The organism is Massilia sp. 05N420 (genome assembly GCF_056397205.1).
Window position 1 is genome coordinate 213,318 of record NZ_JBFTMX010000003.1, and the last position, 23,717, is coordinate 237,034.

The 23,717-nt window shown below is 66.4% G+C and carries 26 protein-coding genes and 1 pseudogene; 16 read left to right on the forward strand and 11 right to left on the reverse strand.

Annotated elements, in window-relative coordinates:
• Positions 1–12: 12 nt before the first annotated feature.
• From queE to AC1DIX_RS02975, 9 genes and pseudogenes are all read left to right on the forward strand, one after another.
• The gene (gene queE / locus AC1DIX_RS02935; RefSeq protein WP_442121391.1) at positions 13–648 is read left to right on the forward strand and encodes a 7-carboxy-7-deazaguanine synthase; all 636 of its coding nucleotides are present in this window, start codon (positions 13–15) and stop codon (positions 646–648) included.
• A gap of 29 nt (positions 649–677) precedes the next feature.
• Positions 678–1,124 (forward strand): 6-carboxytetrahydropterin synthase QueD, encoded by a 447-nt coding sequence (queD, locus tag AC1DIX_RS02940; RefSeq protein WP_442121390.1) that lies wholly within the window; start codon positions 678–680, stop codon positions 1,122–1,124.
• Positions 1,117–1,614 (forward strand): tRNA adenosine(34) deaminase TadA, encoded by a 498-nt coding sequence (tadA, locus tag AC1DIX_RS02945; RefSeq protein ID WP_477321893.1) that lies wholly within the window; start codon positions 1,117–1,119, stop codon positions 1,612–1,614. Before queD ends, tadA begins: the two co-directional genes overlap by 8 nt.
• Before the next feature lie 331 nt (positions 1,615–1,945).
• Positions 1,946–2,869: an alpha/beta fold hydrolase gene (locus tag AC1DIX_RS02950; RefSeq protein ID WP_477321895.1), complete on the forward strand. Its 924-nt coding sequence runs from the start codon at positions 1,946–1,948 to the stop codon at positions 2,867–2,869.
• Positions 2,866–3,783: a muramoyltetrapeptide carboxypeptidase gene (gene ldcA / locus AC1DIX_RS02955; protein ID WP_477321897.1), complete on the forward strand. Its 918-nt coding sequence runs from the start codon at positions 2,866–2,868 to the stop codon at positions 3,781–3,783. The genes AC1DIX_RS02950 and ldcA overlap by 4 nt, the downstream gene beginning before the upstream one ends.
• A 118-nt stretch (positions 3,784–3,901) precedes the next feature.
• On the forward strand, positions 3,902–5,503 hold the full coding sequence (locus tag AC1DIX_RS02960) for an ABC-F family ATPase (RefSeq protein ID WP_477321899.1): 1,602 nt from the start codon (positions 3,902–3,904) through the stop codon (positions 5,501–5,503).
• 101 nt (positions 5,504–5,604) lie between these two features.
• Positions 5,605–6,639 (forward strand): annotated as a pseudogene (gene nadA / locus AC1DIX_RS02965) (quinolinate synthase NadA); the annotation flags it as partial.
• Positions 6,636–7,514, forward strand: coding sequence for a carboxylating nicotinate-nucleotide diphosphorylase (nadC, locus tag AC1DIX_RS02970; protein ID WP_477321901.1), 879 nt, complete (start codon positions 6,636–6,638; stop codon positions 7,512–7,514). The pseudogene nadA and the gene nadC, both read left to right, overlap by 4 nt.
• A 170-nt stretch (positions 7,515–7,684) precedes the next feature.
• The gene (locus AC1DIX_RS02975; protein ID WP_477321904.1) at positions 7,685–8,137 is read left to right on the forward strand and encodes an NUDIX hydrolase; all 453 of its coding nucleotides are present in this window, start codon (positions 7,685–7,687) and stop codon (positions 8,135–8,137) included.
• A 3-nt stretch (positions 8,138–8,140) separates the two neighbouring features.
• Here the strand turns inward: AC1DIX_RS02975 and AC1DIX_RS02980 are convergent, their stop codons facing one another.
• The 6 genes from AC1DIX_RS02980 to AC1DIX_RS03005 all read right to left on the reverse strand — a co-directional run bounded on the left by AC1DIX_RS02980 (position 8,141) and on the right by AC1DIX_RS03005 (position 15,367).
• A complete protein-coding gene (locus AC1DIX_RS02980) occupies positions 8,141–9,157 on the reverse strand; it encodes an alpha/beta fold hydrolase (protein WP_477251394.1) in 1,017 nt (338 codons plus the stop codon).
• Positions 9,154–10,056 carry an NAD-dependent protein deacetylase gene (locus AC1DIX_RS02985; RefSeq protein WP_477321906.1) on the reverse strand — a complete coding sequence of 301 codons (903 nt, stop codon included), beginning with the start codon at positions 10,054–10,056 and terminating at the stop codon, positions 9,154–9,156. The genes AC1DIX_RS02980 and AC1DIX_RS02985 overlap by 4 nt, the downstream gene beginning before the upstream one ends.
• 96 nt (positions 10,057–10,152) lie before the next feature.
• A complete protein-coding gene (locus tag AC1DIX_RS02990) occupies positions 10,153–11,052 on the reverse strand; it encodes a DMT family transporter (protein WP_477321967.1) in 900 nt (299 codons plus the stop codon).
• 51 nt (positions 11,053–11,103) lie between these two features.
• Positions 11,104–12,732, reverse strand: coding sequence for an L-aspartate oxidase (gene nadB / locus AC1DIX_RS02995; RefSeq protein WP_477321908.1), 1,629 nt, complete (start codon positions 12,730–12,732; stop codon positions 11,104–11,106).
• 208 nt (positions 12,733–12,940) lie between these two features.
• Positions 12,941–14,113 carry a glycosyltransferase family 4 protein gene (locus AC1DIX_RS03000; protein WP_477321910.1) on the reverse strand — a complete coding sequence of 391 codons (1,173 nt, stop codon included), beginning with the start codon at positions 14,111–14,113 and terminating at the stop codon, positions 12,941–12,943.
• 12 nt (positions 14,114–14,125) lie between these two features.
• Positions 14,126–15,367 (reverse strand): glycosyltransferase, encoded by a 1,242-nt coding sequence (locus tag AC1DIX_RS03005; RefSeq protein ID WP_477321912.1) that lies wholly within the window; start codon positions 15,365–15,367, stop codon positions 14,126–14,128.
• 192 nt (positions 15,368–15,559) lie between these two features.
• Between AC1DIX_RS03005 and AC1DIX_RS03010 the strand changes: the two genes are divergently transcribed.
• The 4 genes from AC1DIX_RS03010 to AC1DIX_RS03025 all read left to right on the forward strand — a co-directional run bounded on the left by AC1DIX_RS03010 (position 15,560) and on the right by AC1DIX_RS03025 (position 18,532).
• On the forward strand, positions 15,560–16,060 hold the full coding sequence (locus AC1DIX_RS03010; RefSeq protein ID WP_442121377.1) for a pyridoxamine 5'-phosphate oxidase family protein: 501 nt from the start codon (positions 15,560–15,562) through the stop codon (positions 16,058–16,060).
• 104 nt (positions 16,061–16,164) lie between these two features.
• Positions 16,165–16,809: a nicotinamide riboside transporter PnuC gene (gene pnuC, locus AC1DIX_RS03015; RefSeq protein ID WP_442121376.1), complete on the forward strand. Its 645-nt coding sequence runs from the start codon at positions 16,165–16,167 to the stop codon at positions 16,807–16,809.
• Entirely contained in the window at positions 16,806–18,113 is a 1,308-nt protein-coding gene (locus AC1DIX_RS03020) for a Xaa-Pro dipeptidase (RefSeq protein WP_477321915.1), read from the forward strand. Before pnuC ends, AC1DIX_RS03020 begins: the two co-directional genes overlap by 4 nt.
• A 74-nt stretch (positions 18,114–18,187) precedes the next feature.
• The gene (locus AC1DIX_RS03025) at positions 18,188–18,532 is read left to right on the forward strand and encodes a four-helix bundle copper-binding protein (RefSeq protein ID WP_477321917.1); all 345 of its coding nucleotides are present in this window, start codon (positions 18,188–18,190) and stop codon (positions 18,530–18,532) included.
• 20 nt (positions 18,533–18,552) lie between these two features.
• On the opposite strand, the gene AC1DIX_RS03030 is transcribed toward AC1DIX_RS03025, so the two are convergent.
• The 4 genes from AC1DIX_RS03030 to AC1DIX_RS03045 form a co-directional block, all read right to left on the reverse strand.
• A complete protein-coding gene (locus tag AC1DIX_RS03030; RefSeq protein ID WP_477321919.1) occupies positions 18,553–18,939 on the reverse strand; it encodes a hypothetical protein in 387 nt (128 codons plus the stop codon).
• Between the two features lie 13 nt (positions 18,940–18,952).
• Positions 18,953–19,231, reverse strand: coding sequence for a hypothetical protein (locus AC1DIX_RS03035; protein WP_442121372.1), 279 nt, complete (start codon positions 19,229–19,231; stop codon positions 18,953–18,955).
• A gap of 112 nt (positions 19,232–19,343) precedes the next feature.
• Positions 19,344–19,829, reverse strand: a complete 486-nt coding sequence (locus AC1DIX_RS03040) for an MgtC/SapB family protein (RefSeq protein ID WP_442121371.1) — start codon at positions 19,827–19,829, stop codon at positions 19,344–19,346.
• 3 nt (positions 19,830–19,832) lie between these two features.
• Positions 19,833–20,039, reverse strand: a complete 207-nt coding sequence (locus AC1DIX_RS03045) for a hypothetical protein (protein ID WP_477321921.1) — start codon at positions 20,037–20,039, stop codon at positions 19,833–19,835.
• Between the two features lie 313 nt (positions 20,040–20,352).
• Between AC1DIX_RS03045 and AC1DIX_RS03050 the strand changes: the two genes are divergently transcribed.
• Positions 20,353–21,516 carry a tyrosine-type recombinase/integrase gene (locus AC1DIX_RS03050; RefSeq protein ID WP_477321923.1) on the forward strand — a complete coding sequence of 388 codons (1,164 nt, stop codon included), beginning with the start codon at positions 20,353–20,355 and terminating at the stop codon, positions 21,514–21,516.
• A 97-nt stretch (positions 21,517–21,613) separates the two neighbouring features.
• On the opposite strand, the gene AC1DIX_RS03055 is transcribed toward AC1DIX_RS03050, so the two are convergent.
• Positions 21,614–21,994 (reverse strand): STAS/SEC14 domain-containing protein, encoded by a 381-nt coding sequence (locus AC1DIX_RS03055; protein ID WP_477321925.1) that lies wholly within the window; start codon positions 21,992–21,994, stop codon positions 21,614–21,616.
• Positions 21,995–22,061: 67 nt separating this feature from the next.
• Between AC1DIX_RS03055 and AC1DIX_RS03060 the strand changes: the two genes are divergently transcribed.
• Together AC1DIX_RS03060 and AC1DIX_RS03065 are read left to right on the forward strand one after the other, a co-directional pair.
• Positions 22,062–22,961 carry an ROK family protein gene (locus tag AC1DIX_RS03060; RefSeq protein WP_477321927.1) on the forward strand — a complete coding sequence of 300 codons (900 nt, stop codon included), beginning with the start codon at positions 22,062–22,064 and terminating at the stop codon, positions 22,959–22,961.
• A complete protein-coding gene (locus AC1DIX_RS03065; protein ID WP_477321929.1) occupies positions 22,954–23,685 on the forward strand; it encodes a copper homeostasis protein CutC in 732 nt (243 codons plus the stop codon). Before AC1DIX_RS03060 ends, AC1DIX_RS03065 begins: the two co-directional genes overlap by 8 nt.
• Positions 23,686–23,717: the final 32 nt, after the last annotated feature.

The window sequence follows — 23,717 nt, forward strand, 5'->3', positions numbered from 1 at the left end:
CGGACTTTTACCGTGACTTACAGCATCAAAGAAATTTTCTATACCCTGCAGGGCGAAGGCGCGCACGCCGGCCGTCCGGCGGTGTTCTGCCGCTTTTCCGGCTGCAACCTGTGGACCGGGCGCGAAAGCGACCGCGCCAGCGCCGTCTGCCAGTTCTGCGATACCGATTTCGTCGGCACCGATGGCGAGCGCGGCGGCAAGTTCAAGGACGCGGCGCTGCTGGCCGACGAAATCGACGGCCTGTGGCCGGCCAGCTACCCGGCCAGCAAGTACGTGGTCTTCACCGGCGGCGAGCCCCTGCTGCAGCTCGACAAGGCCCTGATCGACGCCATGCACGCGCGCGGCTTCACCATCGCGATCGAGACCAACGGCACCCTGCCGGTGCCGGAAGGCGTCGACTGGATCTGCGTCAGCCCGAAGATGGGCTCGAAGCTGGTGGTCGAAAAGGGCAATGAAATCAAGGTGGTGATCCCGCAGGCCGGCCAGGATCTGGCTGCCTACGAACACCTCGACTTCGAGAATTTCTACGTCCAGCCGATGGACGGCCTGCTGGCCGCCCAGAACACCCGCCTGGCGATCGAGACCTGCCGCCGCAATCCGAAGTGGAAGCTGAGCATCCAGACCCACAAACTTCTGCAAATCCCCTGAGCGCTCCCGCGCCAGTACTGCCCACATTTATGCTGACCATTACCCGCAAGCTCGAATTCGATGCCGGCCATCGCATTCCCGACCACAAGAGCCAGTGCCGCAACCTGCACGGCCACCGCTACACCCTCGAGATCACGCTCACCGGCGCCGTCATCGATTCGGAAGGCAATTCCGACAACGGCATGATCATGGACTTCTCGGACATCAAGGCGCTTGCCAAGGAACACCTGGTCGACGTCTGGGACCACGCCTTCCTGGTCTACGAAAAGGACGAGAAGGTGCGCGATTTCCTGGCCAGCCTGCCGGGCCACAAGACCATCGTCATCGACCGCATCCCGACCGTCGAGAACCTGGCGCAGGTCGCCTGGAACATCCTGAAAGCCGCCTACACCGACCGCTACGGTACCGGCCTGCGCCTGCAGAAGCTGGTGCTGCACGAAACCCCGAACTGCTGGGCCGAGATCACCGATGCCTGATTCCTTGCCGCCGGAGCCGACCGCAGGCGCCCGCGACGGCGCCTACATGGAGCTGGCGCTGCGGGAAGCGCACAAGGCCTGGGAGGCCGGCGAAGTGCCGGTCGGCGCGGTGGTGGTCAAGGATGGTGAAGTCATCGCCACCGGCTTCAACCAGCCGATCGGGCGCCACGACCCGACCGCGCATGCGGAAATCGTCGCGCTGCGCGCGGCGGCCGAAAAGCTCGGCAATTACCGCCTGCCGGGCTGCGAGCTTTACGTGACGCTCGAGCCCTGCGCCATGTGTTCGGGCGCGATGATGCACGCACGCCTCGCGCGCGTGGTCTACGCCGCCACCGATCCCAAGACCGGGGTGTGCGGCTCCGTGCTCGACCTGTTCGCGCACGAGGAACTGAATCACCACACCGAAGTCGTCGGCGGCGTGCTGGCCGAGGAAGCCGGTGCCATGCTGAAGGGCTTCTTTGCCGAGCGCCGCGCGGCGCGCAAGGGCTAAGTACTCGCCCAAAAATAAATGTGTTTTTGGCTGCCAGAACCGGCGCGTTGCTGCGTTGGCTCCTGCTTGCAGTGCTCGCACTGCGGCGCACTCGCCGCCTTGCACCGCATCCGGTTCTGTTTGCCAAAATTCACATTTATTTCCGGTCAAGTACTTAGTTCCGCCTCGTTCCGCCACATCGCGTAGCGCCCACTATCTGCCGAAAATGGTATGCTGGATCTACGCCACCCGCATAGTGGCGCGGAGACTCACGTGGACCATTCGACCAGTGCCGAGCACCCCCTCCGCTTCCGTTCTTTGCGCGGGCGATACCGACGCGAGTGTTGCCGCCATGCCTAGCCTGAACGCCAACGGCATCCGCATCGCCTTCGACACCGCGGGCGATCCGAAAGCCGTGCCCTTGCTGCTGATCTCCGGCCTCGGCCTGCAGCTGACGGCCTGGCCGGACGAGTTCGTCGAAGGCCTGGTCGAGCTCGGCTTTTACGTGATCCGTTACGATAATCGCGATACCGGCCTCTCCACCAAGTTCGAGCATGCCGGCACCCCGAACCTGGTCCTGGCCTGGCTGAAGTCGCTGTTGCGCTGGCCGATCCGCCCTCCCTATACCCTGGAAGACATGGCCGACGATGCGGTCGGCGTACTGTCGGCCCTGGGCGTGGCGCGCGCCCACGTGGTCGGGGTGTCGATGGGCGGCATGATCGCGCAGTTGATGGCCGCCAAATATCCTTCGCGCGTGCTGAGCCTGACGTCGATCATGTCCAGCAGCGGACGGCGCGGCCTGCCCGGACCGGCGCCCGCCGTGAAGCGCGCCCTGATGCGCCGACCCAGGCCGAACGATGCCGATGCCATGGTCGAGCATGGCGTCCAGTTGCTGCAGGCGATCGGCAGCCCGACTTATCCGACCCCTGAAAAGGAATTGCGCCGCCGGGTGGTGCGCGCACTGAGGCGCAATTGCTGCCCAGGCGGCGTGCTGCGCCAGATCCTGGCCGTGACCGCCAGCGGCGACCGCAGGGCGCAACTGCACACCATCGTCGCCCCGACCCTGGTGATCCATGGCGCCGCCGACCCGATGGTGCCGCTGGCCTGCGGTGCGGACACCGCCGAGGCGATTCCGAACGCCCGCCTGGAAGTGATCGAAGGCATGGGTCACGACCTGCCGACCCAATTGCTGGAGAGGCTGCTTGCCTTGATCGACGCCCATGCCCACGGTAAGATGACGCCCGACTCAACACCGCGGCTTTTCGTCAAACAGTGATCACTCCGAAAATTGGCATCGCGCTGGTCGCGCCGGGCGGCTACGCGCCCGATGCCGAAGCAGTAGCACGCGGCATCGCCCGCCTCGAATCCCAGGGCATCCTGGTCCATAACTACTACGAGCACGACAAGCGCCACCTGCGCTTCGGCGGCACCGACGAGTCGCGCCTGGCGCAGCTGAACGCGGCCGCCGCGGATGCGGACGTGCAGCTCGTGATCGCGCTGCGCGGCCAGTACGGCATGACCCGCCTGCTGCCGCACATCGACTTCGACCGCATGGCCGACAGCGGCAAGATTTTCGTCGGCTTCTCGGACATCACCGCCTTCCACATGGCGCTCTACGCCCGGCGCGGCGCGATCAGCTACGCCGGCCCGATGTTCGCCGGCGATTTCAGCGCGGCGGAGCCGGACGAGTTCACCCTCGGCGATTTCTGGCGCTGCCTGGCGGGCCCGACCCACAGCGTGACAGGGGAGGGCAGGAAAAATCCGGCGCTGGACGTGAACGGCACGGTGTGGGGCGGCAACCTGGCGATGATCATGTCGCTGGCCGGCACCGACTACTTCCCGCGTATCGATGGCGGCATCCTGTTCCTGGAAGACATCGCCGAACACCCCTACCGCGTCGAACGCATGCTGCTCCAGCTGATGCAGACCGGCGTGCTGGCGCGCCAGCGCGCGATCGTGCTGGGCGATTTCTCGGGCTACCGGCTGGCGCCGGCCGATAACGGCTACAACTTCGACGAGATGCTGGCCTATCTGCGTGCGACCCTGCCGTGTCCGGTGCTGACCGGATTGGAGTTCGGGCATATCCAGCGCCGCGTGACGATTCCATTTGGGGCGCAGGGGCATCTGGTGTCGGACAAGTCCGGCTGGCGCCTGACGATGTCCGATTATCCGACCGTTCGCGTCGGTTGAGAGGATTTCCCCGCCTTCATAGTGGCGGGCTGCTCACTCTGTAGCTACGCAATGGTAAAATGCACGGTTATTGAATAGAACCGCGCATGTCGCGTTAACTCCGCAGGAAGGTTACCAAGTGCTATCTACAGCCAACATCACGATGCAGTTCGGCGCCAAGCCGCTGTTCGAGAACATCTCCGTCAAATTCGGCGACGGCAACCGCTACGGCCTGATCGGCGCCAACGGTTGCGGCAAGTCGACCTTCATGAAGATCCTTGGCGGCGACCTCGAGCCGTCGGGCGRCAATGTCTCGCTCGACCCGGGCGAGCGCCTGGGTAAGCTGCGACAGGACCAGTTTGCCTACGAAGACGTGCGCGTGCTGGACGTCGTCATGATGGGCCACACCGAACTGTGGAACGCGATCGCCGAGCGCGACGCCATCTACGCGAACCCGGAAGCAAGCGACGACGACTACATGAAGGCCGCCGAGCTCGAAGGCAAGGTCGCCGAATACGACGGCTACTCGGCCGAAGCGCGTGCCGGCGAGCTGCTGCTGGGCCTGGGTATCGGCACCGACCTGCACCAGGGCCCGATGAGCGCCGTGGCGCCGGGCTGGAAGCTGCGCGTACTGCTGGCCCAGGCCCTGTTCTCGGATCCGGACATCCTGCTGCTGGACGAGCCGACCAACAACCTGGACATCCACACGATCAGCTGGCTGGCGGACATGCTGAACCAGCGTAACTCGACGATGATCATCATCTCGCACGATCGTCACTTCCTGAACTCGGTCTGTACCCACGTCGCCGACATGGACTACGGCACCCTGAAGGTCTATCCGGGTAACTACGACGATTACATGGAAGCTTCGACCCAGGCCCGCAACCAGCAGCTGGCGAACAATGCCAAGGCCAAGGAAAAAGTGGCCGAGCTGCAGGACTTCGTGCGCCGCTTCTCGGCCAACAAGTCGAAGGCCCGCCAGGCGACTTCCCGCCTCAAGATGATCGACAAGATCAAGATCGAGGAATTCAAGCCGTCCTCGCGCGCCTATCCCTTCGTGCGTTTCGAAGGCGAGAAGAAGCTGCACCGTCTTGCCGTCGAGGCCGAGGGCTTGACCAAGTCCTACGACCGCACGCTGTTCAAGAACTTCTCGATCATGGTCGAGGCCGGCGAGCGCATCGCCATCATCGGCGCCAACGGCGCCGGCAAGACGACCCTGCTGCGCTCCATCGGTGGCCACGAAGTCACCGGCATGGACGCCGACACCGGCCGCATCAAATGGGCCGAGAACGCGAACCCGGGCTATATGCCGCAGGATCCGACCGAGGAATTCGCCACCGACCTCAACCTGACCGACTGGATGGGCCAGTGGACCAAGGAAGGCGACGACGACCAGGCCGTGCGCTCGATCCTGGGCCGCCTGCTGTTCGGCGGAGACGAGGTCAAGAAGTCGGTGCGCGTGCTGTCCGGCGGCGAGAAGGGCCGCATGATGTACGGTAAGCTGATGCTGGGCCGTCACAACGTGCTGATGCTCGACGAACCGACCAACCACATGGACATGGAATCGATCGAGTCGCTGAACATTGCGCTGGACAAGTATGCCGGCACCCTGATCTTCGTCTCGCACGACCGTGAATTCGTGTCCTCGCTGGCGACCCGCATCCTCGAGGTGAAGGAAGACCGCGTGGTCGACTTCCAGGGCAATTACGAGGATTACCTGAAGAGCCAGGGCCTCGAATAAGTTTTCGTGACGCGAACAAAAAATAACGTGGGCACGGTGCGCCTACCCTACATTGCTTCGTAGGGTCCTGGGCGCGCGCACCAATGCCCGTCGAGGCGGCCGAGAAGGAAGCCCTCAAGGACCGCATCCGGCGCCTGCTGAAGGAAAAAGAAGCCGTGCTGGTCGCCCACTACTACGTGGACGCCGACCTGCAGGACCTGGCCGAGGAAACCGGCGGCTGCGTCTCGGACTCGCTGGAAATGGCGCGCTTCGGCCGCGACCATCCGGCAAAGACCCTGGTCGTCGCCGGCGTGCGCTTCATGGGCGAAACCGCGAAGATCCTCAGCCCCGAAAAGACCATCCTGATGCCGGACCTGGACGCGACCTGCTCGCTGGACCTGGGTTGCCCGGCCGACGAGTTCGCCGCCTTCTGCGACCAGCACCCGGACCGCACCGTGGTCGTCTACGCGAACACCTCCGCCGCCGTGAAGGCGCGCGCCGACTGGATGGTGACCTCGTCGATCGGCCTGGACATCGTCGATTACCTGCACAAGCAGGGCAAGAAGATTCTGTGGGCGCCCGACCGCCACCTGGGTGCCTACATCCAGAAGAAGACCGGCGCCGACATGCTGCTGTGGCAGGGTTCCTGCCTCGTGCACGACGAGTTCAAGGGCATCGAACTCGACCTGCTGCGCGCCCAGTATCCGGACGCGAAGGTGCTGGTGCACCCGGAATCGCCGGCCAATGTGGTCGAACAGGCAGACGCGGTCGGCTCGACCACCCAGCTGATCGACGCCGCCCGCACCATGGATGCGACCACCTTCATCGTCGCCACCGACAACGGCATCCTGCACAAGATGCGTGCCGCCGCCCCGGGTAAGCACTTCATCGATGCGCCGACGGCCGGCAACAGCGCCACCTGCAAGAGCTGCGCCCACTGTCCGTGGATGGCGATGAACGGCCTGGTCAACCTGGCCGCCGTACTGGAAGCGACGGACGGACGCAACGAGATCCACGTCGATCCGGAAACCGGCCGCCAGGCCAAGCGCGCCATCGACCGCATGCTCGATTTCGCCGCCGCCAAGAAAGCCAAGGCCCTGCCGACCGGTTCGCTGGAGCAGGAAAGCAAACTGTTCTCTGGAATCGGACCCGCATGACGACCTTACGTAACCCATTCGCGGAAGAAGGCGGTGCCTTCAACGACAAGCTGCAAGCCGCGTTCGAACAGAACCTCCTAGCCGCGCTGCTGGAAGACGTCGGTACCGGCGACCTGACCGGCAAGCTGGTGCCGGACGAGCCGCGTGCGAAAGCGCGCGTGATCGTCCGCGAAGAAGCCGTGCTGTGCGGCGCCCCCTGGTTCGAGGGCATCATGCTGGCCGTCGACCAGGACATCGAGATCGACTGGCAGTACGCCGAAGGCGACCTGATGGCCGCGGACAGCGTGGTCTGCACGATCGAAGGTTCGCCGCGTTCGCTGCTGACGGCCGAGCGCGCCGCCTTGAATTTCCTGCAGCTTCTGTCCGGCGTGGCAAGCGCCACCCGCAAGTACGTCGAAGTCGTGGCCGGCACCCGCGCGAAGATCCTCGACACCCGCAAGACCCTGCCGGGCCTGCGCCAGGCGCAGAAGTACGCGGTGCGCGTGGGCGGCGGCGCCAACCAGCGCATGGCGCTCTACGACGGCATCCTGATCAAGGAAAACCACATCGCGGCCGCCGGCGGCATCACCGCGGCCCTGAACGCCGCGGCGGCATTGAATGCCGGCGTGACGATCCAGGTCGAGGTCGAGTCGATCGCCGAACTGCAGGAAGCGCTGGCGGCCGGCGCCGTCTCGATCCTGCTGGATAACTTCGATCTGGACATGATGGCCGARGCCGTGCGAATCAACGACGGCCGTGCGCTGCTGGAAGCCTCCGGCGGCATCAATATGCAGACCGTGCGGGCGATTGCCGAAACCGGCGTCGACCGCATTTCGGTCGGCAGCCTGACCAAGGATGTGCGGGCGACCGACTATTCGCTCAGGATCGTCGGCTGAGCGGTGTGATTCATCATCCCTGCCGCAACGATGACGGCGAACTGGTCGTCATCCACCGGCCCAGTTCGCCCACCGCCCTGACGCATTGGGCGGACTCCGGCGCACAGGCGCTTGCCGTACCCGCTTGCGCGATGCCGGCCGAACTGAATGGGGTCGTGCTGGCACCGTGCGTGCTTCCAGTTGGTGCTGGCGACACGGTCGAGGAGCCTGAATTCATCCTGCCGCCCGGCATGAAGGCCGCGGCCGGCGCGGTGGTCGTCGAGGATGACGGCCGCGTCTGGCTTGTGTCGCCAACCAACGGCTTCGGCGGCTACAGCGCGACCTTTCCGAAAGGCCGGGTGGGCCCGGGCGCTACCTTGCAGCAAACGGCAGTGCGCGAAGTGTTCGAGGAATCCGGCCTCGCCGTGCGCCTGGAAGCCTTCCTGCTGGACGTCCGGCGCACGCAAACCTATACCCGCTACTACCTCGCGAAACGCATCGGCGGCTGTCCCTCGGCCATGGGTTGGGAGACCCAGGCGGTGCACCTGGTGCCCGCCGCACGCCTGGCCGGGATTGCCGCGCATCCGAACGATGCCGCGATCATCCGCGCCCTCCGCGACTGGCTGAGCGTCCGCCGGGGCTGAGGCTCAGACCCCGCTCTCGCTGGCCCGCGCCATCGCCTCCGCCTGCGGCGTGCGCATGAGCACCGGCTCGCCCACCCGCGCCGCGATCGAATCGACTGCCGCCATGACCTGGTCCGGATGCGCGTAATGCGTCATGTGGCCGACGCCTGGCTGCAACTGCAGCTCGCTGTCCGGAACCCGCTCGCTCAGGCGCTCGGAATTGTGGCCGAAGTCGACGATCTGGTCCTGGGTGCCGGCGAGGATCAGGGCCGGCACCTTCAGCTCCGGATAGCGCTTGGCCAGCGACATCGCCGCCGGCACCATCAGCGCGCTTTCGGCGGCGCTGGCGCGCAACTGGCTCGGGCGCAGGGCCATCCAGGGCGGCAACCGGCGGAACGAATCCGCCACCGGCATCGGCGCGAAGGTTTTCTTGATCAGCGGGCGCCACAGCATGCGGGTCATCAGGGGCGAAATCGTAAACCGCATCAGGTCGCCGACCACGGGGATGGCCGGGCCCGACATCAGCGGCGCATCGAGGCGCAGGCTCGGGTAGTAATAGCCCGACAGCAGCACCAGGCCGCGCACGAAATCCGGCGCCTCCAGCGCCATCGACAGCGCCACCATCGTGCCCCAGGAGTGGCCGAGGACGATGGCGGACTCGACGTCCAGCTCCTGCAAGGCATGGTGCAGCAGCCGGGCCTGGGCCTGCGGCGTCCACACCTTGCTGCGCGGACGTTCGCTGTAACCGAAACCCGGGCGGTCGAAGGCGATCACGCGGTAGTGCTCGGCGGCGCGGTCCAGCAAGCCGCTGTGCTCGAAATCGTTGGCCATCACGCCGTTACCGTGCAGCAGGACCAGCACCGGGCCTTCGCCGCGCTCGATGTAGTGCAGGCGCACGCCATCGACCTTCACGAAGCGTCCTTGCGGCGGATTCTCGGCCTCTGCCTGTTTCGTTTTCGCGCGCACGTAAAAGAAGGATGCGGCCAGTCCCAGCCCGGCCGCGGCGGCGCCGATCTGCCAGCCTTTGATGTTATTCGTCACAATGTTCCCCCGTCGAGTTGAATGGATGGCGTGACTCTTTCAGATCCAGCCCCAGTCCTTGCGAGCAGCTCGACCACGAGGGGCAATACCCGCTCGCTGGATTCTTCGATTTTTATGTCGAGCAGGTCGTCGGCGCGCGTGCGGCCGAGATTGATCGCGGCGATCGGCTTATCGCTGGCGCGCGCCATGCGGGCGAAGCGGAAGCCCGAATACACCATCAGCGAGGAACCGACCACCAGCAGGGCGTCGGCGCGCGCCATCTGGTCGAGGGCGATGGCGGTGCGCGCGGGCGGGACGTTATCGCCGAAGAACACGACGTTCGGCATCAGGGTCCCGGCGCAGCACACGCACTGCGGCAGGCGGAAATCAGCCAGCTCGGCCGGCTCGACCGACGCGTCGCCGTCCGGCAGCGGGGTCGCGTCCGCATGCAGCATGTGCGGGTTCAGGTCGGCCAGTTGCCCCTGGACGAAGGCGCGCGGAAACAAGGCCGAGCATTCCAGGCAGACCACCGCGTGGATATTGCCGTGCAGTTCGAGCACGCTGTGGCTGCCGGCCTGGCCGTGCAGGCCGTCGACGTTCTGGGTCAGCACCGAGCCGATCTTGCCCAGCTTCTCCAATGCTGCGATCGCAACATGGCCGGGATTCGGCCGCGCCCTGGACAACACCGGCCAGCCGATCATGCTGCGCGCCCAGTAGCGTTTCTGGACGTGGTCATATTTGCGAAAATCCGGCCCATGGATGGGCGGGCGGCCGCGGCGGGTGCCGTCGCGGTCGCGGTAGTCGGGAATGCCCGACGCGGTGGACAGGCCGGCGCCGGTCAGCACCAGGGCGCGCGGGTGGCGGTCCAGGAATTCGGCGAGCCGGGCCGCGTGGTCGTGGACGGTAAAACCTTCAGCCATTGTGGTGGTTCCTCGTTGTCTTCCGTCGGGATCGTAACACCCTTACTGACGGGACGGACACACGATACCGGCTCTTGCGCCGCGCTGCAGCATTGCTCAGCGCCGGCTGGAAACGACGATGCCGCCGACGATCAGGGCGAAGGCCRGCCCATGGTAGGCGTGCGGCAATTCGCCCAGGAAGGCCGAGGACAGCAGGGCCGCGAACAGCGGCGTCAGGTTGACGAAGAAGGCGCCAATGCCGGGCCCGGCGCGGCGGATGCCGGCGCCCCACAGCGCGTAGGCCAGCACGGCCGGACCGACGGCGACGAACAGCAGGCTTGCGGCCAGTGTGCCGCTCCAGGCGATCGCATGCGCATCCACGGCCCATTCGACGCCGGTGAACAGTGCCGACCACAGCAGGCCATAAGCCACCTGGGTCGCCAGGAAGGCCGCCCAGTCCGCGCGCAGCGCCGGCGCGTCCTTCGGCTGCAGCAGCATCCAGCTATAGAATGACCAGGCGATGGTCGCCAGGATCATGTAGAGGTCGCCGGCTACGAGCCTAAGGCTCAGCAACTGGTGAATATCGCCGCGGCACAGCACCACCAGCACGCCGAGGATGGACAGCACGGCGCCCGCCACCTGCCGGGGCCGCACCGGCACCTTGAAGAACAGCCGCCCGACCAGCATCATCCACACCGGCATGCCGGACGCGACCAGGGTCACGTTGATCGGCGTCGAACTCTGCAGGGCCAGGTATTGCAGCGAGTTGTACAGGCCGACCCCGGCCAGGCCCAGCAGCGCATAGCGGCGCCAGTTGGCCAGCACGCCGCTGCCGGGTTTCAGCGCGGCGCGGCCCAGCGGAAGCAGGATGAGGAGCGCGATCGTCCAGCGCAGCAGGTTCAGGGTCATCGGCGGCACGGCCTCGCGCACCAGGCGGCCGACGATGGCGTTGCCGGCCCAGAGCAGGGGCGGGACCGCCAGGAGCAGGATGGTGGAGGGGGTGAGTTTTTGGTTCATCATCAAGGCCGCGAACGAAAAACCGTCATCCCCGCTTTCGCGGGGATGACGTTAACGGCGCCGCGGCGTCAACACACTCGGCAGTGCCTTCGGCAAGGTATCCGGATAATCCCGCGAATAATGCAGCCCGCGGCTCTCCCGGCGCGACAATGCGCTGCGCACGATCAGGTCCGCCACTTCGACCAGGTTACGCAGCTCCAGCAAGTCATTGGTGACGCGGAAGTTGCGGTAATACTCGTCGATCTCTTCCTTCAGCAGGCGGATGCGGTGGTGCGCGCGTTCCAGGCGCTTGGTGGTGCGCACGATGCCGACGTAATTCCACATGAAGCGCCGCAGTTCGTCCCAGTTGTGGGCAATGACGACCTCTTCGTCGGCATTGGTGACCCGGCTTTCGTCCCAGGCCGGCAGGCCCGGCAGCTCGGCCGGCGGCGCGGCGGCGATCTGGTGGGCGCAGGCGCGGCCGACCACCAGGCATTCCAGCAGCGAGTTGCTGGCGAGGCGATTCGCGCCGTGCAGGCCGGTGCACGCGGTCTCGCCGACCGCGTACAGGCCCGGGATGTCGGTGCGGCCGGCCAGGTCGGTCACCACGCCGCCGCAGGTGAAGTGCACGGCCGGCACCACCGGAATCGGCTGCTGGGTGATGTCGATGCCTAATTCTAAGCAGCGGGCATGAATGGTCGGGAAGTGCTCCTTGATGAATTCCGGGCTCTGGTGGGAGATGTCCAGGTGGACGTAATCGAGGCCGCGCTTCTTCATTTCGAAGTCGATGGCGCGCGCCACCACGTCGCGCGGGGCCAGTTCGCCACGCTCGTCGTGGACCGGCATGAAGCGGGTCCCGGCCGCGGCGCCGGCTTCGGGCGGCAGCTTGAGCAGGCCGCCTTCGCCGCGTACCGCCTCGCTGATCAGGAAGGACTTCGCGTAGGGGTGGTACAGGCAGGTCGGGTGGAACTGGATGAATTCCATGTTCGACACCCGGCAGCCGGCGCGCCAGGCCATGGCGATGCCGTCGCCGGTGGCGGTGTCGGGATTGGTCGTGTACAGGTAGACCTTGCCGGCGCCGCCGGTGGCCAGCACGGTGTGTTCCGCCTCGAAAGTCAGCACCTTGCCGCTCTGCTCGTCCTGCACGTAGAGGCCGTAGCAGCGCGGCTGGCCAACCAGGCTCGGGGCGCCGCCGTGCACACCGCCGGCGCTCAGCTTGTCGGAGGTGATCACGTCGATCGCGCTGTGATGCTCGAACAGCGCGATGTTCGGATGCGCGCGCACCTTCTGCTCCAGCGTGACCTGGACCGCGTGGCCGGTGGCGTCGGCGGCGTGGATGATGCGGCGCTGGCTGTGGCCGCCTTCGCGCGTCAGGTGGAAGCCGAGTTCCGCGCTTTCGTCGCGGGTGAAGGGCACGCCTTGCTCGATCAGCCATTCGATGGCTTTACGGCCGTGCTCGACGATGAAGCGGGTGGCGGCTTCGTCGCACAGGCCGGCGCCGGCCACCAGGGTGTCGGCAATGTGCTGGTCGTGGCTGTCGCCGGAATCGAGGACGGCGGCGATGCCGCCCTGCGCCCAGTTGCTGGCGCCGTCGAGGAGTTCGCGTTTGGAGATGATGGCCACCTTGCGGGTCTGCGCCAGGTGGAGGGCAACCGACAGGCCGGCCAGGCCGCTGCCGACGATTACAACATCGAATTTCATAATGGTGGAGGCTTGATCAACCTGCCGAGGGTCTCAAGCCCTTTTAGTTTTGTAGAGAGGCATCACTATAGACGATTTGCGGCCGCCTTGTTGGAACGGCATTGGCGGCGATCGGCGTAATCATCCGCGCTTGGCGATGAACGACAGTGTCCTGCATGCGCTTCAGCAGGCACAGCCCGCCGAGCTGCCTGCCGCCCGTCTGGAGAGATTAACGTGATGCATCACGCTTATTGAGGACCATTTCATAGAGACGCCGGTAGCGGGCCGCCGTCAACTCCCAGCTGCGCCGCGTGCTCATGAAATCGCGCGCCGCCGCACCCAGCCCATCGATGCGCCAGGGTTCGGCCAGCACCTGCTCGATGGCCTTCACCAGCGACGCACGCCTGCCGGCCTCGAACAGCATCCCGCTATGCCCGTGCACCAGCAGCTCACGGTGGCAGGGCAGGTCCGATGCGACCACCGCACAGCCCTGCGCCAGTGCGTTGAGCAGGTGCCGTGACGGCTGCAGGGAGGGTTTCAGCCCCAGCGCCGGAAACACCGCGATATCGGCGCGCGCCAGCACATCGGCCGCACGCCGGTAAGAGAGCGGACCGGCGAACACGACGTGGCCGCGCAGTCCCGGCCGGGCCAGCAGCTGCTCGAAACAGGCTTCGCGTTCGCCGCCGGCGGCGACCAGCAGCCGCAGCGCCGGATGCTTGCGCCGCAGTTGGCCCAGGGCCGTCAGCAGCAACTCCAGACCGTCGTCCGGCTCCAGGCCGCCCGCATAGGCAAGTAGCGGCGCCCCCACCAGGTTCGTAATCCTGGCGCTGGCCGGCAAGCCCGGCACCAGGTCCGGCGCCGGCGGGATCACGGCGATCGACCTGCCGGCCAGGCCCTCCGCACGCAAGGCGGCCCGCACCTGGGCTGTCCCAGCCGCGATCGCATGGGCCGCGCCCAGGGCCCAGCGTTCCGCGCGCGGGAAGGGATAGGCAGGCGCGGCCAGTCCGCGACGCTCGGCCTCGACCAGCAGTGCAAGCTTGTGCAGGCGCGCCACCGGCCACGCGGCCACCGCGTTCGCACTCGGCAGGTGCACGTGGATCAGGTCCGGCCGCGTCAGCTTTGCCACCTGGCGCAGGCGCAGCGCCAGGGCCGCCGTCGATGCCGCCGCGCCGAGACGGGAATCCGGCGCCGCCGTGCGGACGAAAGGGAGGCGCCGGCCCAGGGCCACGGTGCGGTAGAAATGCCAGCCTTCGCCATGCACCTGCGTCGCCGGGTGGCCGGTGCCGGTGAGCTGGACGGTCTGCACGCCCTGGTCGCGCAGCCCTTCCAGCAGGGCCTGGGCACGGCGGCTGTAATCGCTGCGCCGCGGCGCGGAATGGTCGAGCAGGTGCAGCACGCGCATCGGCTGTTCCGCCTAGGTTTCGAAACCCGTCAGCGCATCGTAGACGGCCAGGTAGTCGCGCGCCATTGCCGGCATGCTATGGCGGGCGATCACCTGGCTGCGGGCGCGCGCGCCGTGGCGGGCCGCCATCTCGGGGATGCGGCAGTAATCCGAAACCGCCGCCGCCAGCAATTCGGTCGAGGTCGGCGGCACCAGGATGCCGGTGAAGCCGGGATGCACGAGCTCGGCATTGCAGCCGACCGCGCTGGCGACCACCGGCAGGCCGCTGGCCATCGCTTCCAGGATCGCGTTCACGCGGTCCTCGGTCAGCGAGGGCAGCACGAACAGGTCCATCGCGCGCAGAAGCTGGGCGATATCGCTGCGGGCCCCGGGCAGCCAGGCGCGGGCCGCGGCGCCGGCGCGGTTCAGCATCGCCTGGCATTCGGCGCGCGCCGGCCCGTCGCCGACGATCATCAGGCGCAGGCGCTGGTGGGCCGGATGCGGCGAGGCGATCAGCCGCAGGAAGGCCTCGACCAGCAGCGTATGGTTGGCGCCGTCGTCCATGCGGCCGATACTGCCGATGACGAACACGCCGTCGTGCATGAAACCGGCCGGCCCGACCGCCGCCGCCGGGCCCAGGCGCGGGTGGAATTGCACGCTGTCGACGCCGTTCGCGATTTGCGAGACGCGCGCCGACGCAGCACCGATCGCCCCCACCAACCATTGTTCGAGGTCGCCATTGGCGGTGATGAAGTGGTCGATCAGCGGGCGCAGCAGGCGGCGCAGCGCCCGTCCGCGAAAGCTGGGAGCGCCGTCCGGGCCCAGGTCGCGCCCGTACTCGGCATGCACCCGCAGCCGCACGCCGGCCAGCGCCGCCACCAGCTGGGACGGCAGCCCGGAACGGTTACGGGTATGGATCAGGTCGGGCTGCAGGCTGCGCAGCACGCGGTAGAGGCGCAAGTAGTGAAGCAGGCCGCGCTCCTGCTGGTGCAGGTTGACGATCTCGACGCCTTGTTCGCGCAGGCCGGCTTCGTAGTCGCCCTGGCCGCGCAGGCAGACGATGGCATGGCGGTAGCGCTCGGCCGGCAAATGACGGATCAGGTTCAGCAGGCCGGTTTCCGTTTGGGCGCTGGACAGCGCTTCCACGACGTGCACCACCAGCCGCGCCGGTCCGGCGGCGGAAAAGGAATTCGCCATGGGTGAGGCGGCGGCATGCTTCGCGCCCAGGCCGGCGACGTCCGGAAACGGCTGTGCACGGCGGTGAGTGGAAGGCATTCGCAACGGACTCCATGCTCGTTAACGGCGGCTGACACGCGATTATATTGCCGCCCAAACCTGGGTTCTCTTCGCTTTCCGGCATGGTTGACGAGGCTCAAAAAAGTGCGGCGCCGATGTTCGCTTGCGCACCGACCCGGCATCCGGCTGGCGCTAGGATGCACGGACATCAGCCATTCACGAGGACTGCCCATGACCACCCACCACGCCGCCGAAGTGGCCAAACTGCACGACAAGATCAAGGACGTGCGCTTTCCGATGTTTACCTGGCAGGACCAGCATGGCCACCTGCTGAGCCAGCCGATGACCCAGCAGCAGGTCGACGCCGATGGCGGCATCTGGTTCTATACCTCGACCCTGACCGCGCTGTGGGATTGCATCGCCCACCGTCCCCAGGTCAACCTGGGCTTTGCCGACCAGGACGGCAGCCTGTATGTATCGGTGAGCGGCACCGCCGAGCGCGTGGTCGACCGCGAGCGCATCCGCGCGATGTGGAACACCGGCGTGCAAGCCTGGTTCCCGGCCGGCCCCGAGGACCAGCACGTGGTGCTGATCCGCGTCGACCCGCACTCGGCCGAATACTGGGACTCGAACGACAGCAAGATGGTCCGCATCTTTGCCATGGCCAAGGCTGCCATCACCGGCGACAAGCCCGACCTAGACAGCGAACACAAATCGATCCGCCTCGACTAGCGCCTAGAAAATTCCAGCCTTGCAATAAACCGGCCCGCTGACGTACAGTACACGCTTCTTCACGAAGGGGCGGCAATGGAACTGGAAGGGCAGGGCCGGGAGCAATGATCGCGCTGCAGGAACTGGCGGCCGACGTCTATACGGCGCTGAGTGCGACCGCGCCGCTCGAACTGGCGGCGAACGTCTTTACGGCCATCGCCATCGTGCTGGCCGGCCGCAACAATATCCATACCTGGTGGACCGGCGTGGCCGGCACTCTGCTGTTCGGCCTGCTGTTCGCACAGAACCGCCTGTACGCCGACGTCGCCCTGCAGCTGTTCTTCGTGGTCACCGGCCTGATCGGCTGGTGGAAATGGCTGCGCGGCCGGCACGGCGAAGCGCTGCCCGTCACTCACGCGGGCATGGCCAGCATGCTGTGGATCCTGCCGCTGGGCGTGGGCGCCACCGTGGCCTACGGCGCCATGCTCCACCATTTCACGAACGCCTACGCGCCTTTCCCCGATTCCGCCGTGCTCGTGTTCAGCATCATCGGCCAGATGCTGATGATGCAGCGCCGCGTGGAAAACTGGGGCTTCTGGCTGCTCGTCAATACGATCGCGACCCCGCTGTATTTCAGCCGCGGGCTGCACCTGACCGCCGTGCTGTATGCCGGCTTCTGGATCAATGCCCTGGTTTCCTGGCGCAGCTGGCACAAGCTGGCCGCGCTTCCATCCACCGATAGCATCCCCACCGAAAGCATCCGTCCATGAAACTGAAAGCAGTCGCGGCCTCGCTGGCCATCTTGGGCATCGCCGCCTCTGTCCACGCCGAATCCAGCGGCGCCGCCCAGCATGTCGTGGCCATACGCGCCGGCAAGCTGGTCGACGTGGTCGCCGGCAAGGTGCTGGACAACCAGAGCATCCTGATCAGCGGCGATCGCATCACGGCTGTCGGTCCCAGCGGCAGCATCACGGTGCCGGCCGGCGCCGAGGTGGTCGACCTGTCCGGCGCCACCGTGCTGCCGGGCCTGATCGACGCCCATACCCACCTGACCGGCGATCCGCACCAGCACGGCTACCAGTCGCTGGGCGTGTCCGACATCCGCGCCGCCATGTACGGCGCCCATGCGGCCCAGGTGACCTTGAACGCCGGCTTCACCACCGTGCGCAATGTCGGCGCCAGCGGATTCGGCGACGTCGCCCTGCGCGACGCCATCAACGAGGGCGAGCTGCCGGGACCGCGCATGCGCACGGCAGGCTACGCGATCGGCATCCAGGGCGGCCACTGCGACAACAACCTGCTGCCGCACGATTTTCATTACACCGAGAACGGCGTCGCCGACGGTCCGTGGGCGGCGCGTGCCAAGGTCCGCGAGATGGCGAAGTATGGCGCCGACGTGATCAAGATCTGCGCCTCGGGCGGCGTGCTGTCCAAGGGCGACGAGCCGGGCGCCCAGCAGCTCACGCTGGAAGAGATGAAGGCCATCGTCGAAGAAGCGCACAAGCTGGGCCGCCGCGTGGCCGCCCACGCCCATGGCGCCAGCAGCATTCGCGACGCCATCCTGGCCGGTGTCGATTCGGTCGAGCACGCCAGCCTGGTCGACGACGAAGGCATCCGCCTGGCGCGCGAGAAGGGCACCTACTTCGTCATGGATATCTATAACGACGACTACATCCTGCAGGAAGGCGCCAAGGCCGGCATGCTGCAGGAGTCGCTCGACAAGGAACGCGCCCTCGGCCAGCTGCAGCGCGACAACTTCCGCAAGGCCTTCAAGGCCGGCGTCAAGATGGCCTTCGGCACCGATGCCGGCGTCTACCCGCACGGCGACAACGCGCGCCAGTTCCACTACATGGTCCAGTACGGCATGAGCCCGATGCAGGCGATCCAGGCGGCCACCATCAATGCCGCCGACCTGCTGGGCTGGAAAGACCGCATCGGTTCGGTATCGGCGGGCAAGTATGCCGACCTGATTGCCGTCGCCGGCGACCCGCTGAAAGACCCCGCCGAGCTCACCCGCGTGAAGTTCGTAATGAAGGGCGGGGCGGTAGTGAAGGGCGCCCAGGCAGCCCGCTGAGGCCGGATCCATTCGTACGAGAGCATTCTCCATCGCGTGCTAGCCTGAACGCCGACCCACCGATGGAGGATACGATGTCCAATTTTCAGCACCCGGAATACCAGGCCTGTATCGACGCCTGTTACGCCTGCGCGGCGGCTTGCGACAATTGTTCGACCGCCTGCCTGCAGGAAGACGACGTCAAGATGATGGCGCGCTGCATTGCGCTCGACATGGATTGCGCCGCCAGCTGCCGGATCGCGGCGGCTTATTTGGCCCGCGGCAGCGACTTCGCCGCACAGATGTGCCGGCTCTGCGCCGAAATCTGCACGGCCTGCGCCGCCGAGTGCGGCAAGCACCAGATGGACCACTGCCAGGCTTGCGCCCAGGCCTGCACGCGCTGCGCCGAGGCCTGCGAAGCCATGATCGGCAAGGCCTGAGCGGCTCGTCTGTTGCCGCGTTATTGTTGGTAGGGCGGCGCCAGGTCGCCCTCGGACTGGTTGCCGCCGGTTTCCGGCGTGCCGAGGCCGGTCGGATTGATGCCGGCTTGCCGGCTGTGCGTGTCCTGGGCGCCGCGGACGGTGGCGGTGGCCGCGGTGCCGGCACCCTCGGTTTCCGTCGCAGTGTCCACCGCGTGCTGCATGGCGTCGCCCTGGTTCTTGTTCGGCTCGCCGGACGGCCAGTGGCCCTCGGTCTCCTCGTTGTGCGGCTTGGTCAGCGCCTCGCCGCCGCTGCCGCCCGTCTCGGCCATGGTTTCGTGGTCCGGCGTGGCGCCGGCTTCGCCGCTGGTGAGATTGCCGACGCCGATGGTTGGCGCATCGCTGCTCTTGCCCTGTTGCGTGCTCATAAAACCTCCTGTTTCAGACCGGAATCTGGGATTCGCCGCCGCCGGCGCTGCCGAAGCTCTGCAGCTGGTCCAGCGTCAGCCGGCGGTCGTTGAGTGCCGCGACGATCGCCTTCAGCTGCTCGGGATCCGGCTGGATATAGATCATGCGCTGTTCGAGTTGGTGCTCCCAATAAGGCGTGTAGGGGACATCGGTTTCGGACATCACCTTGGCCTTGAAGCTGCCGTCCTGCAGTTCGCCGACCAGGGTGATGCGGGTCGTGTCCGGGGTCGTGTTCTTTACCGTGATGTTCATGGCGCTCCTCGTGTCGTCCATTCGTTCCGGTGTATTGTCCCGTACGTTCGGCCGGAGCGCCAACACGGTTCGAACGGCCCGCCAAACCACTAGGGCGACACCGTAGGCGCTCTCACTCGTCGTGCAGGCTGATCTCGTGCTGCTCGTCGGTCGGCTTCGTCAGCCAGCGCCGGTGCAGCGCGCGCTCCAGTGGTTTGCCGAGCACGAACAAGAGGAAGACGAAGGCGAGGGCGATGCAGGCGATCTGCCAGGATCCCATGCCGCACAGAATACCGAGGATGGCGGTAATCCAGATCGAGGCTGCGGTGGTGAGGCCGCGAATGCGGTCGTTGCCGTCCTCGTGGACGATGACGCCTGCGCCGAGGAAGCCGATGCCGGTGACGAGCCCCTGTATCACGCGGCTGACCGCCGCGGTATCGACCTGCCCATGCGCTGTCAGCATGTTCATCCCGGCCATGGTTGCCAGGCAAGCGCCGAGACTGACCAGACCGAGGGTCCTGATCCCGCTTGGTTTGCCGCGCAGGTTGCGGTCCAGCCCGATCAGGCCGCCGATCAGGACCGAAGCACTCAGGCGCAGCAGGATGTCCGGATAGTCCATGGTTTATTCTCCGGCAGGGCGCTGGAACTGTCCGGCGTCGCAAGCCGCAGCGTAGGCGGCCCATCCGGAGGAGGCGAGGCGGCCGTAGAACAGGTGGCAAGTGCCGTGCAGGAAAGGGAAGGGCCCGCTGCGACGGAAAAGGTATTTCATGGCCAGGCGTTCCGGGTCGCGTCCCCGGTCGGCCTTCAGGATGCGCTTGACGATGTTCATCGATACCTTTGAAAAGGGGAGCCGGATGGGCTGTCAATCATACATCGCCGAACCGCCGCCGGCCTTGGGAGCTGGAAAGGGTCCCGCCACCGGGAGCGGACCCGACCTGGCAGAAGAGCAACCGTTCCGGTGCCGCCTTGCGCGGGGCGGCCGTGCCGGGGATGCAATCGGGACCAGCCCCTAAACCGGACACGATTTCCACGCACATATTTAACTCGACATTACCAAATATATTGTCGACTTGAATTCGCGAACAGGCAAAATGCTATACTGTACATAGATGCAGCCCTTTTCAGCAGCCGCAGCCAGAAACATGCCGAACTTTACCCCAATCGACCTGGGCCCGTCAGCACCGGAAGAGATCACAAGCGGTCCGAGCAGCCGCCTGCACGTCAAGATGTACCGCCTCGCCGACGATGCGATCACCGAGGCCACCACCGACATCGACCTGGCACGCGAATTCATCGCCCACGGCGAACTGAGCGCGAAGTCGATCCAGAACTCGCAAAAGGAGCTGTACCGCTTCCTGACCTGGTGCCGCGAGGAAGCGAAAAAGACCCTTTCCCAGCTGAACGTTGCCGACCTCAATGCCTACAAGGAATTCCTCAAGAATCCGCCGCAGGAATGGATCTCGAAGACCAAGTGGCCGCGCACCGATCCGCGCTACCGGCCATTCACGGGGCCCTTGTCCGATCCCAGCCGGCGCCAGGCCATGATCGCCGTGAAGGGCCTGATGGGCTTTGCCGAGCAGACCGGCTACCTGCGCCGTAACCCGGGTGCGCTGGTGCGCAATGTCCGGGCGCCATCAAGCAGCCGGATTACGCGCTATTTGACCCAGGGCGCGATCGCGCTCGCGCTCGAAACGGTTTCCAGCCGCCCGGCCGACACGCCGGCGGCTTTCAGGCGCCGCGCGCGCGACCGTTTTCTGCTGGTCGCCTTTGCGCACACGGGCGCCCGCCTGAACGAGATCGTCAGCGCCTCGATGGGATCGATCTACACCGAAGGCAACGGCCGCTGGTGGCTGGACGTCCTTGGCAAAGGCAACAAGCCGCGCCGCCTGCCGGTGCCGCCGGACATGCTCGAAGCCTACCAGGCCTATCGCCAGGCTTTCGAACTCCTGCCGCAGACCAGCCGCACGGACCGCACGCCGCTCGTGCTGTCGAGTCGTTCACGCGAGCCGGCGCGGATCACGGACGAAGCGGCGTCGGAAGCGATCAAGGCGGTGTTCGCGGACGCCGCGCGCGCCGCCGATGCGAAAGGCGACCAGGATACGGCCGCCACCTTGCGCCAGGCCTCGGCGCACTGGCTGCGGCACAGCATGCTGACCAACCACGCGAACAACGGGGTGCAGTTGAAGACCCTGCAGGACACGGCGGGGCACGCAAATATCGCCACCACGGCGGCTTATCTGCACAAGACCGATAACGAACGGCATGACGAGATCATCCGGTCGGCGAACGGGAAGAGCATCGTTTGAGCTTGTGCTGCCCCTTGCGTGGTGGCTGTACGAATATCGCATTTGACATAATATAGATTATGCGCGATTCAGATCCGAGCGCAGCGGGGCTGTTTTGCTATATCTTTTCCTCCAGCCACTGGATCGCCTGCGCCATGTCGTTATAGAAAACCCGGTATGCACCCTCGCCGAATTGGCCAAACGCGATCCGCGCCAAAAACGCGATCCGCGAATTCGGCACCAGAATCGCCCTGCGCAGCACGATGGGCGCCAGTCGTTCGTGTGCTTCGGCGTCCATCCTGTCCTGGAACAGCGCCATGTCGACCGTCGGATCTTCCAGTTCCAGCGCGTCATACAGGACCTTGACCTGGCGCGTGTCCTTCACGAGTTCGAAAACACGGCGCTGGCACTCCTTCAAGACGTCCTCGTCGCATCGTCCACGCACGCGCGCCAGGACGAGATCGCCTACCGGTTCCACCCAAAGCTGCTGATTCGTCATTCAAGTCTCTAAGGTTCGTAGCAAGAATTGGCACTCTAACAGATGATTTCCCCTTATCATTCCCGCCATGATTACCTGTTTCGATATCGGCGGCAGCGCCATCAAATGCGCGGTCGCCAGCGCCGACGGCCGGATCGGCGAACTCCAGCGCGTTCCGACGCCCGCCCGCGACTTCGCGGCTTTCAGCGCCGCCATGCGGGCGCTGATCGATGCCGGCGGCCCCTCGCGCGGCGTCGCCATCTCCATTGCCGGTGTCATCGATCCGGCTGACGGCCGCATCAAATGCGCGAATATTCCCTGCATCGACGGCCGCACCTTGGCCGCCGACCTGTCCGCCGCCCTCGGCCTGCCTGTCTGGATCATCAACGACGCCGACAGCTTCGTCCTGGCCGAAGCCCAGGCCGGCGCCGGCCGCGGCCACGCCAATGTGTTCGGCCTGATCCTGGGCACCGGCGTCGGCGGTGGCCTGGTGATCGGCGGTCGCCTGATCGGTGGTCCCGGCGGCTTTGCCGGCGAATGGGGCCATGGTCCGGTCCTTGCACAGTCCGACTTGGCGCGCTTCCCTTGCGGCTGCGGCCAGACCGGCTGCCTGGACACGGTCGGCGGTGCCCGCGGCCTGGAAAGGCTGCACCTGGCGCTGCACCGGCAGGCCCTGGACAGCCGCGACATCATCGCCGCCTGGCAGGCGGGCGACGCCGATGCCGAACGCACGATCGCCTGCTGGGCCGGGCTGCTGAGCGGGCCGCTGGCCATGCTGGTGAATACCGTCGGCGCGTCGATCCTCCCGGTCGGCGGTGGCCTCGCCAACAGCGCGCCGCTGATCGCAAGGCTCGACCGGGCCGTGCGCGCCGCCATCCTGCGCAAGACGGACACGCCCATCATCGTGCCCGGCCAGTCCGGCGCGGAACCGGGACTGATCGGCGCGGCCTGGCTGGGCCTGGAAAAGCTCGGCGTCCAGCATGCTTGAAGCGATCACGCTGGAAGTCTGCGTCGACAACGTCCACGGCCTGGCCGCCGCGCTTGCCGGCGGCGCCGGCCGCATCGAATTGTGCAGCGCCCTGGACATCGGCGGCCTGACGCCGACGCCCGGACTGCTGCGCGCCGCGTCAAGCAGCCCGGTGCCGGTGGTCGCCATGATCCGTCCGCGCGGCGGCGACTTCTGCTTCGACGAGGCGGAAACCCGGCTGATGCTGGACGAGATCGACGCCGTCGCCGCGACCGGCCTGCAAGGCGTGGTGCTGGGTGCATCGATGCCTGACGGCCGCCTGGACGAAGCCACCCTGGAAAAGCTGGTGCGCAGGGCCCGGGGCCACGGCCTGCGCTGCGTACTGCACCGCGCCATCGACCTCTGTCCGGACCTGGCGCAGGCCACCCGCCAGGCCGTCGATCTCGGATTCGAACGCATCCTCAGCTCCGGCGGCGCCCGCAGCGCGCCCGAAGGACTGGACGGCTTGCGGCACTGCTTCGAGGCCGCCGCCAATCGCATCGCCATCATGCCCGGCGCCGGCATCTCCGCCGAGAACGTGCACATGCTGCGCGACAGGCTGCCGCTGACCGACGTCCACGCATCCTGTTCGGAGCCGCTGCCCGCGGCGTCGCCGCAAGTCCTGGCCCTCGGCTTCGATTCGGGCGGGCGCCGCCAGACCAGCCGCACTAAAGTCGCCGCCTTGCGTACTAAACTACTGGCCTGACCATGTCTTTTGCTTGAAATGCAAGTTGGCCT

Excerpts from the sequence above, each read along its gene's own strand:
- queD (WP_442121390.1), top strand. The coding sequence starts at position 678 with ATGCTGACCATTACCCGCAAGCTCGAATTCGATGCCGGCCATCGCATT.
- tadA (WP_477321893.1), top strand. The coding sequence starts at position 1,117 with ATGCCTGATTCCTTGCCGCCGGAGCCGACCGCAGGCGCCCGCGACGGC.
- AC1DIX_RS02950 (WP_477321895.1), top strand. The coding sequence starts at position 1,946 with ATGCCTAGCCTGAACGCCAACGGCATCCGCATCGCCTTCGACACCGCG.
- AC1DIX_RS02985 (WP_477321906.1), bottom strand. The coding sequence starts at position 10,056 with ATGGCTGAAGGTTTTACCGTCCACGACCACGCGGCCCGGCTCGCCGAA.
- nadB (WP_477321908.1), bottom strand. The coding sequence starts at position 12,732 with ATGAAATTCGATGTTGTAATCGTCGGCAGCGGCCTGGCCGGCCTGTCG.
- AC1DIX_RS03000 (WP_477321910.1), bottom strand. The coding sequence starts at position 14,113 with ATGCGCGTGCTGCACCTGCTCGACCATTCCGCGCCGCGGCGCAGCGAT.
- AC1DIX_RS03005 (WP_477321912.1), bottom strand. The coding sequence starts at position 15,367 with ATGCCTTCCACTCACCGCCGTGCACAGCCGTTTCCGGACGTCGCCGGC.
- AC1DIX_RS03010 (WP_442121377.1), top strand. The coding sequence starts at position 15,560 with ATGACCACCCACCACGCCGCCGAAGTGGCCAAACTGCACGACAAGATC.
- pnuC (WP_442121376.1), top strand. The coding sequence starts at position 16,165 with ATGATCGCGCTGCAGGAACTGGCGGCCGACGTCTATACGGCGCTGAGT.
- AC1DIX_RS03020 (WP_477321915.1), top strand. The coding sequence starts at position 16,806 with ATGAAACTGAAAGCAGTCGCGGCCTCGCTGGCCATCTTGGGCATCGCC.
- AC1DIX_RS03025 (WP_477321917.1), top strand. The coding sequence starts at position 18,188 with ATGTCCAATTTTCAGCACCCGGAATACCAGGCCTGTATCGACGCCTGT.
- AC1DIX_RS03030 (WP_477321919.1), bottom strand. The coding sequence starts at position 18,939 with ATGAGCACGCAACAGGGCAAGAGCAGCGATGCGCCAACCATCGGCGTC.
- AC1DIX_RS03035 (WP_442121372.1), bottom strand. The coding sequence starts at position 19,231 with ATGAACATCACGGTAAAGAACACGACCCCGGACACGACCCGCATCACC.
- AC1DIX_RS03040 (WP_442121371.1), bottom strand. The coding sequence starts at position 19,829 with ATGGACTATCCGGACATCCTGCTGCGCCTGAGTGCTTCGGTCCTGATC.
- AC1DIX_RS03045 (WP_477321921.1), bottom strand. The coding sequence starts at position 20,039 with ATGAACATCGTCAAGCGCATCCTGAAGGCCGACCGGGGACGCGACCCG.
- AC1DIX_RS03050 (WP_477321923.1), top strand. The coding sequence starts at position 20,353 with ATGCCGAACTTTACCCCAATCGACCTGGGCCCGTCAGCACCGGAAGAG.
- AC1DIX_RS03055 (WP_477321925.1), bottom strand. The coding sequence starts at position 21,994 with ATGACGAATCAGCAGCTTTGGGTGGAACCGGTAGGCGATCTCGTCCTG.
- AC1DIX_RS03060 (WP_477321927.1), top strand. The coding sequence starts at position 22,062 with ATGATTACCTGTTTCGATATCGGCGGCAGCGCCATCAAATGCGCGGTC.
- AC1DIX_RS03065 (WP_477321929.1), top strand. The coding sequence starts at position 22,954 with ATGCTTGAAGCGATCACGCTGGAAGTCTGCGTCGACAACGTCCACGGC.